Origin of the sequence: Rhodococcus sp. BH5 (genome assembly GCF_027583855.1) — a bacterium.
In the GTDB taxonomy this organism is placed as follows: Bacteria; Actinomycetota; Actinomycetes; order Mycobacteriales; family Mycobacteriaceae; genus Rhodococcus_F; species Rhodococcus_F qingshengii.
In genome coordinates this window covers 19,832-27,884 of the sequence record NZ_JAJHVW010000027.1, presented here as the reverse complement: position 1 = coordinate 27,884, position 8,053 = coordinate 19,832, and the positions used below count along the sequence as shown (strand labels likewise).

Sequence of the window (8,053 nt, the reverse complement as noted above, 5' to 3'; positions counted from 1 at the left end):
CGGTGCGATGACGAGGACAGCGAGAACTGTCCGGATGATGTGCGTGCGTCGCGTCGTGGCCGCGTTGTCGACTACGGGTTGTGGCGCCATGTGGAGCTCTCTTCTCGTGGACCGAAGCAGGTGTGGCACGAAAGGAAGCCACCAAAACTGCTGGACATACGTCCAGCTCGGTCACGATACAAAGCAAACGGCCATCCTGTGACCGTTTTCGAAGAATTGGGCGTTATCGGTCGCCGTGCTCTGCCTCGATCTTTGCCCACTCCCACCCTCGGAAGTTGGCCAGACGAAGCTCCTCTGCTTCGTCGAAGGTGTACCACTCGGTGCTCGGCGCATCAGGGAGAGTGCCGCGCAAGTATTCGCCCAGGTAGTGAAGTGGGCCTTCCCAGCCGGTTCCGACGCCGTAGCAGCCGGTGTCCGGGTCGTTACGGAAGACATCGGCGACGGAGGCGTGCTCCAACTCGAGCCAGGTGGCGTCGGGGCCGTCGGCAGTCAGCCGGATCTCGACCTGATCGCTGTATCCACGATCGCCGGGCGGTGTCCACTGCAGTCGCAGCAGGTGTGGAGCGTCGCAGGCCAGGATCTCGCCACTCGCCTGGCCTTCGAAAGCGTAAGAGCCGCCCACCTGGAAGTCTCCGCTCACCGGGAGGAAGAAGCGGTTGATGCGGTCAGGCGTTGTGATGGCGTCCCAGACGTCGTCGACCGACGCGTTGTAGCGGCGCTTGAGTACGGCTGTTCGAGCCGAACCTTCGGCTATCTCGCGGTTGCCCATGCTCCGCTCTACCGCGGTGAGGCTGGTGTCCTGGCTCGCGATCTCGGTCATTGTGAGTCCCCTTCTTCGGAAGAATTCGATGGTGAAGATCTGTTCCGTCCGGAGCCGCGTCGTTTCCCGCGTGCGAGTTCTGTGGCCAGTGCGTCGAGAGGTCCGCTCCAGAACTGCCGGAATCCGTCGAGCCAGTGGTCCACTTCTTGCAATGGCGCGGGCTCGACGGCATAGAGACGCCTGGTACCTTCGCTGCGTACGGTGGCGAATCCGTGTTCTCGGAGCACTCGCAAGTGCCCGGACGCGGTCGGTTGGGAGATCCCGAACTCTGCTGCCACGACTTCGGAGATCTGACCCGCCGAGCGTTCTCCGTTGGACAGGAGTTCCAGGATTCGCCGCCGAACGGGGTCTCCGAGAACGTCGAACGCATGCACCAGTCATTTATATCGGCGATGGCCAATATAGGCAAGCGCCGAAACTTGTACCCGGACTCGGTCAGTCCGCGAGAGTGAACTCGTCGGCGTCGAAGAGTTCACCGATCAGCCCGCCGAGATGGCGTCGATGTTCGGCCGACAATGTCGCTGCCGCCTCGGCATCGTGGTCTGCACACAGGTCGATCAGCTTGTTGTGATGGTCGACGGAGTCCTGGCTGCCGAGGAGGCTCGAGAACTTGCGGTAGTAGATGCGGTGAATTTGTGGGTGAACTTGGTGGATCAGCTTCTTCAACAGCGGATTCGCCGCAGCATCGATGATGACGCTGTGTAGGCGATCGTCAGCGGTCAAGGCTCGGCCTATGTCGTTTCGCTTGACGGCGGCAGCGAAGTCCTTGTTGGCCGAACGCATCGCCCCGATCATCTCGTCGGTGAGATTCGGTACTGCGGTGACGACGGCCAGTTGGTCGAGAGCTTCGATGACTGCGAGTGTTGCTTCGACGTCGCCGCGGTCGAGGGTTGTGATGCGTGTGTACGCACCGGGTTTCGCTTCCACGAGTCCGGTGTCGACAAGCCTGGCCAGTGCTTCGCGGACCGGAGTTCTGCTCAAGCCCAGATACTCGGCGAGCTCGCTGTCCTTGATCTTCGATCCCGGTGCCAGTTCACCGGTGACGATCGCTTCGCGAATGCGTTCGAGAGCGATGTCGCTCATTCGTGCTCGCTCAACCGGTTTACCGCCACGCAACATACTGGATATCGTACTCTGCAGGCCGCCTGCCGCTGGTCAGCCCGGGTGCGCCGTCGAAGCGTATTTCCGTGCATCCGCAACGCGCAGGAGCAGAGCGCGGGCGAGAATTGTTGCCGGATCGATGATCTGACAGGTTGTGGCATCGGCAGGCAGCCCGAGTGGAATCTCGGTGCATCCGGCCACGACGACCTGCGCGCCCGATTCGGCGAGAAGATCGGCGGCCCTGACGAGCTTGTCGGTGGTCTCGTCTCCGACGTTGCCGCTCTTGATGGCCCGGATTGCCGGCATCACCAATTCATCCTGGATCGCCGGTTCGGGTAGCAGGACGTCGATCGAGTATTCGGACAGCCACTGTTGATACAACCCGGTGCGGACCGTTCCCGTGGTGGCCAAGAGTCCGACGGACGTCACGGCGGGTGAGAGCGTCCGGATGTGCCGAGCGACTTCGTCGATCATGTGGACGACGGGAAGTCCCAGTTGGGACGAGATGGCGGGCAGGAAGGCGTGGGCGGTATTGCATGGGATGGCGAGCGTCGTCGCGCCCGACTCTCGGAGAACGCGCGCACCGCGGATCAGCCACGGAGTGGGGTCAGGGCCGTTCTCGGTGAGTGCCAATGTCCGGTCGGGAACCGTGGGATCGGCCCAGATGACAACTTTGGGGTGCTCCTGATCCGTCGAACCTGGTGTCAGCGCAACGAGTTTGGAGTAAAAGTCGGCAGTAGCGGCGGGCCCCATGCCTCCGAGTATTCCGATGACGGGGTCGCTCGTGGCCATTCTCATGTGACAAGTACACCCTTCTGGAATCCAATATATTGGATTCTACATCTTGGTGATCAGAGTGCGGGAAACGGCAAGTAATTGTCAAGCGTGGCGCCGCCGCGACCGGCAGCAGAAAGGGCCATAGGCTTACAGGCATCGGGAGCGAAAGGACCGCGAGCATGCATTTTCTGGAGCTACGACACGCGCAGTGTGAACCCCCAGCGGCGTATTCGCCTGTCCTGGAGAGCTACGGAGACGTGCAGACTGTTCTTCTGGGCACCGACCCGCTTCCTGCCGATCGACGGTTCGACGCCGTGATCGTGATGGGCGGGCCGATGGGCGTCGGCGATCAGGGCGAGGTCGAGTGGTTGGCATCCGAGATCGAATACATTCGCGATCTGGTCGAGAGCGACGTCCCGGTGTGGGGAGTGTGTCTGGGTTCGCAGTTGCTCGCCGCAGCGCTGGGTGCTCGCGTCTACACGGGCGCTGTGCCTGAAGTCGGAGTTGAGGAGATCACCTTGACTGTCGAGGGCCGGCAAGATCCCGTGTGGGGAGGTCTGCCCTCCACTTTTCCTGCGATGCAATGGCATTCGGATACCTTCGACATACCGAACGGCGCGGTGAGGCTCGCTGGTTCAGCCAAGTATCCGAATCAACTCTTCCGATACAAGCAGAGTTACGCCGTTCAGTTTCACCTCGAAGCGTCCTCCGAGGTGGCGCGCGAATGGATGGAACTGGCCGAGTACCGCGACTCGCTGCATGCTTCGCTGGGAGCGGACGGTCCGCGCATCTTCATGCAGCAGTTGAGTGCAGCCGAGTCGCAGGGGCTCGAGATTGCCGCAGCCGTGATGGAGAAATGGTTGAAATCCATCTCCACCGAATAAGCCCGTTTTGTCCTGATTGACCGATTTACCTGTTACCTTGTGTTCTCGTGGGTGGATGAACCGATCCGGTCGAGCAACACACCTCGTAGAGTCCGGATCTCCCCCCGCGAAAGGGGAGCGATGCGCCGGATGCGGAAGATATCGACAGCAGCAGTGACGTGTGTACTCGCGTCGACCGCGGTCTTGGGGGCGACCCAGGCCCATGCATCCCCGTGGGATTGCAATGTCACCGGGAGCTTGGATCAATCAGGTGGGCCGACCAATCCGATTCCCTGGCTCAACGGCACGGATGGCAAACTGCCGGAATTGCAAGGCCGCACCTCGGCGGTCGAGTACATCACGGGCGCGCTCAGCCCCAACCAAACCGTCGAGCGGTTCAATGTTCTCGGCACGGATCTGGGCATCATGTGGGACAACGGCGCAGGTCAGGTCCTGACAGCTTTCGGTGACACCGTCGGTATCGGATCTGATCCTCTGTGCTCCGGGGTGGTCGGCGACTGGCGCAGCAACGTCCTGTTCCGTAGCTCCGACGGAAATCTGTCCGACGGCATGAACATCGACTCCTCACCGACCGACCGACCGAATCACTCGCGCGAGATCATCGGAAGTCTGAAAGTCACCGGCGTCGAAACCAGCAGCATTCCGACGACGGGTATCTCGGTGGGTGGCATTCAATACGTCAATTACATGTCGATCCGCTCGTGGGGAGGGTCGGGCGAGTGGGTCACCAACTTCTCGCAGATCGCGTCCTCACACGATAACGGTGAGACCTGGCAGGTCGAACCGGCCTCGTCCCGGCCCAATCTGCCGTTGACGGGTAACGACAACTTCCAGATGGGTTCCTTCGTCAAAGACGGTGGTTACGTCTACAACTTCGGTACCCCCGCGGGACGTTTCGGCGAGGGGCGCCTTTCGCGGGTCAAGGAAGCCTCCATCGCGGACGTCGCGGCGTACGAATACTGGGACGGAAAGGCATGGGTCCCCAACAATCCCGCTGCCGCGGCGGTAGTTCTCGACGGGGATGTCAGCGAACTGTCGGTGCAGTACAACAACTATCTCGGCAAGTTCGTCGCGATGTACTCCAACGAGTGGGGAGCGCTGGTGCTGCGGACGGCGTCGGACCTGACCGGTCCGTGGAGTGCACCCGACGTAGTGATCGGCACCGACGAGGTTCCGGGCCTCTACGGCGCGTACATGCACCCCTGGTCACAGGGGCAGGACCTCTACTTTCTCGCCACCACGTGGTCCGACTACAACGTGATGCTCATGAAGACCACGCTGCACCAGTGAACCGGATGGTTATCGTTGAACGGTGAGCACCACCGACAATGCGCTACTGATCACCGCCCTTCGAGACGTGTTGGTGGGACCACTACCCGAAATCGGCCGACGATTTTCGACGTTGATCGCGGACATGGCGCCGCACACTTCCCTGGTGATCTTCACCCGTGAATGCACCGGTAGGCCGCGCAAGGTCGCTGGGGATCCAGCCGTCGTCGATCGTGTGACCATCGCCGAACTCGACCGTATTCGTACGGATCTCACTGTCGGACAGATCTTTCGGGGAAAATGTGCTATCGCCGGCCGGGATCGTGAAGTGCTTGCGATGCTCGATCGAACAGACACCCTACTCATGCTGACGCCGCACCCCGTACCGGTGAAGACAGCATCCCTCGAATTGATCCAGGCACTGTTCGCAGTGACTTCAACCGGAATTCAGCTCCAGGTCCGGAACGCGAGCCCGGCATATCTCGCCGAGTCGCGGGCAGCGTCGTCCGAGCGTGCACGCACCGTGGCAGAGATGACGGAGGTGCATGCGGCCACCCTCGAGACGATGCTGGCGACGCTGCGCTCGGCGGATCTCGACGACACACGTGCGCGAACCTCGGCCAGGGAGACTGCGGCCTCGGCTCTGATCGGCCTGCGTTCAGCCGTCGACGTGCACCGCGAGTTGGCCGAAGAGTCGACCACCACCGCTTTTGCGCGGATGCGTGGGGAATTGCGTTCGCTGCTCAAGCATCGGGAAATCGCGTTGGAGTTGGTGGAGCCACCCGTCGACGGGCGTGGGTTACCCGGTGAAGTGGCGCACGGCGCCCGCGCGGTCGTCCGCGGCGCGGTCTTGGCCTTGTCGGATCAGCAGACGCTCTCGCGAATCCGGGTGGCCTGGACCCTCGACGCGGCTTCGCTCTCGATCGACATCCGCGACGACGGTGGTGGTGAAGCCGACGTGATCGACGTGGAACGCCAATTACGTTCGAGGGTAGAGACTTTGGGTGGAACCGTCGAATCCGAGTCGACGCCCGGGTGGGGGAACCGGATCAGCGCAACCATCCCGCTCGACGCCCCAGTCGCGCTGCCGAACCGCGACGTACTCACCGAACTGGCACCGCGGGAGTTCGAGGTACTCGAGCATCTGGTGGCCGGACGGCGCAACAAGGCAATCTCGGAGCGACTCGGCGTCAGTGAGAGCACAGTCAAGTTTCATGTTGCCGGGGTCCTGCGGAAATTGGGCGTCGAGAGTCGGGGTGCGGCGGCCGCCGCGGGCGCCGAGGCCGGCGTGAAGCCTGCACCCTAGTCCTTTCGGCCAGGTCGGTCAGTCAGTTCGACCAGGGTTGCGGGCACCTACTTCGGGCTAACCTTTCAACGAGTGCACATATCGCAATGTGAAAACACGGCGCCATGTGACGACACGTCCTCAATCGCACGAAGCCAGGAGCAAAGCCATGCCACAGCAGGTACGCGGCGTCATCGCCCGATCCAAGGGTGCCCCCGTCGAAATCGTCCCCATCACGATCCCCGATCCCGGCGCCAACGAGGTAGTGGTCGCCATTGCAGCGTGCGGTGTGTGCCACACCGACCTGACCTACCGCGACGGCGGAATCAACGACGAGTACCCGTTCCTGCTCGGGCACGAGGCGTCGGGCATCGTCGAGAGCGTCGGCCCCGGTGTCACTCACGTCGAGGTGGGCGACTTCGTCGTCCTCAACTGGCGTGCCGTATGCGGGCAGTGTCGTGCGTGTAAGCGTGGCCGCCCGCAGTACTGCTTCGACACGTTCAACGCCGAGCAGAAGATGACGCTCGAAGACGGCACCGAACTGACGCCGGCACTCGGCATCGGCGCATTCGCAGACAAGACGCTGGTTCACGAAGGCCAGTGCACCAAGGTCGACGCCTCGGCCGATCCGGCTGTCGTCGGACTGCTCGGTTGCGGCGTCATGGCCGGCATGGGTGCCGCGATGAACACCGGCAACGTCGGACGCGGTGATTCGGTGGCCGTGATCGGGTGTGGCGGCGTCGGCGACGCAGCGATCATGGGTTCACGCCTGGCCGGTGCCAATACCATCATCGCCATCGACCGGGATCCACGAAAGCTGGAGTGGGCCACGGAACTTGGTGCCACGCACACGATCAATGCCACCGAGGTCGACGACGTCGTCGAAGCAGTCCAGGAGCTGACCGGAGGTTTCGGTGCCGACGTGGTTGTCGACGCAGTCGGCCGTCCCGAGACCTGGAAGCAGGCGTTCTACGCCCGCGACCTCGCGGGAACCGTAGTGCTGGTGGGAGTTCCGACGCCGGACATGAAGCTGGAAATGCCTCTGGTGGACTTCTTCTCGCGCGGCGGAGCCCTCAAGTCGTCGTGGTACGGCGACTGCCTGCCCGAGCGTGACTTCCCCGTTCTGGTCGACCTGTACCAGCAGGGGCGTCTGCCGCTCGAGAAGTTCGTCAGCGAGCGCATCAAGCTCGACGAGGTCGAGAAGGCATTCGAGACGATGCACCGCGGCGAGGTCCTTCGTTCGGTGGTGGTCCTGTGACATTGCGAGTCGATCGCGTCGTCACCTCGGGCACGTTCAGCCTCGACGGCGGAACATGGGACGTCGACAACAACATCTGGCTGATCGGTGACGACAACGAAGTGGTGATCGTCGACGCAGCTCACACCGCGCAGCCGATCATCGACGCTGTCGGTGGACGCAAGGTGATCGGAATCGTCTGCACCCACGGCCACAACGACCACGTCACCGTTGCGCCGGAGCTGGCCGAGAAACTCGACGCTCCGATCTACCTGAACCCGGCCGACGATGTCCTCTGGGAGATGACTCACCCCGGGGTGAAGCATCTGAGCTTGGAAGATGATCAGCGTATTGCTGTGGCGGGTACGGACATTCTGGCCATCCACACACCGGGCCATTCCCCGGGGTCGACCTGCCTCTACCTGCCCGAGGCGGGGGAACTGTTCAGCGGCGACACCTTGTTCTCCGGTGGACCCGGCGCAACGGGGCGGTCGTACTCAGACTTCCCGACCATCATCGGGTCCATTCGCGACAAGCTGTTCGCGCTCCCCGCCGAGACCAAGGTTCACACCGGTCACGGCGACGGCACGACGATCGGTACCGAGGCGCCGCATCTCGAAGAATGGATCCGCGCCGGATCCTGATGTGATCAGAAGCGAAGTGGGGACGCCGGTACCGGC

General features: G+C 62.5%; 9 protein-coding genes. 5 read left to right on the top strand and 4 right to left on the bottom strand.

All coding sequences use genetic code 11. The features are described from left to right. Positions 1-223: 223 nt before the first annotated feature. The 4 genes from RhoBH5_RS31045 to RhoBH5_RS31030 form a co-directional block, all read right to left on the bottom strand. Entirely contained in the window at positions 224-820 is a 597-nt protein-coding gene (locus tag RhoBH5_RS31045) for an SRPBCC family protein (protein ID WP_270009396.1), read from the bottom strand. Further along, positions 817-1,194, bottom strand: coding sequence for an ArsR/SmtB family transcription factor (locus RhoBH5_RS31040; RefSeq protein ID WP_270009395.1), 378 nt, complete (start codon positions 1,192-1,194; stop codon positions 817-819). Before RhoBH5_RS31040 ends, RhoBH5_RS31045 begins: the two co-directional genes overlap by 4 nt. 61 nt (positions 1,195-1,255) lie before the next feature. Beyond that, positions 1,256-1,939, bottom strand: a complete 684-nt coding sequence (locus RhoBH5_RS31035; RefSeq protein ID WP_333482278.1) for a GntR family transcriptional regulator — start codon at positions 1,937-1,939, stop codon at positions 1,256-1,258. A gap of 36 nt (positions 1,940-1,975) precedes the next feature. Continuing rightward, entirely contained in the window at positions 1,976-2,719 is a 744-nt protein-coding gene (locus RhoBH5_RS31030; protein WP_270009393.1) for an aspartate/glutamate racemase family protein, read from the bottom strand. A 158-nt stretch (positions 2,720-2,877) separates the two neighbouring features. Between RhoBH5_RS31030 and RhoBH5_RS31025 the strand changes: the two genes are divergently transcribed. From RhoBH5_RS31025 to RhoBH5_RS31005, 5 genes are all read left to right on the top strand, one after another. Further along, the gene (locus tag RhoBH5_RS31025; RefSeq protein ID WP_249343016.1) at positions 2,878-3,582 is read left to right on the top strand and encodes a type 1 glutamine amidotransferase; all 705 of its coding nucleotides are present in this window, start codon (positions 2,878-2,880) and stop codon (positions 3,580-3,582) included. Between the two features lie 120 nt (positions 3,583-3,702). Then, positions 3,703-4,872 (top strand): DUF4185 domain-containing protein, encoded by a 1,170-nt coding sequence (locus tag RhoBH5_RS31020; RefSeq protein WP_270009392.1) that lies wholly within the window; start codon positions 3,703-3,705, stop codon positions 4,870-4,872. 22 nt (positions 4,873-4,894) lie between these two features. Then, positions 4,895-6,157 carry a helix-turn-helix transcriptional regulator gene (locus RhoBH5_RS31015; RefSeq protein WP_065351521.1) on the top strand — a complete coding sequence of 421 codons (1,263 nt, stop codon included), beginning with the start codon at positions 4,895-4,897 and terminating at the stop codon, positions 6,155-6,157. A gap of 148 nt (positions 6,158-6,305) precedes the next feature. Then, complete coding sequence (locus RhoBH5_RS31010; RefSeq protein ID WP_007730860.1) at positions 6,306-7,394, top strand: S-(hydroxymethyl)mycothiol dehydrogenase; 1,089 nt, start codon at positions 6,306-6,308, stop codon at positions 7,392-7,394. Continuing rightward, positions 7,391-8,017 carry an MBL fold metallo-hydrolase gene (locus RhoBH5_RS31005; RefSeq protein WP_007730862.1) on the top strand — a complete coding sequence of 209 codons (627 nt, stop codon included), beginning with the start codon at positions 7,391-7,393 and terminating at the stop codon, positions 8,015-8,017. Before RhoBH5_RS31010 ends, RhoBH5_RS31005 begins: the two co-directional genes overlap by 4 nt. The last annotated feature ends 36 nt before the right edge of the window (positions 8,018-8,053 follow it).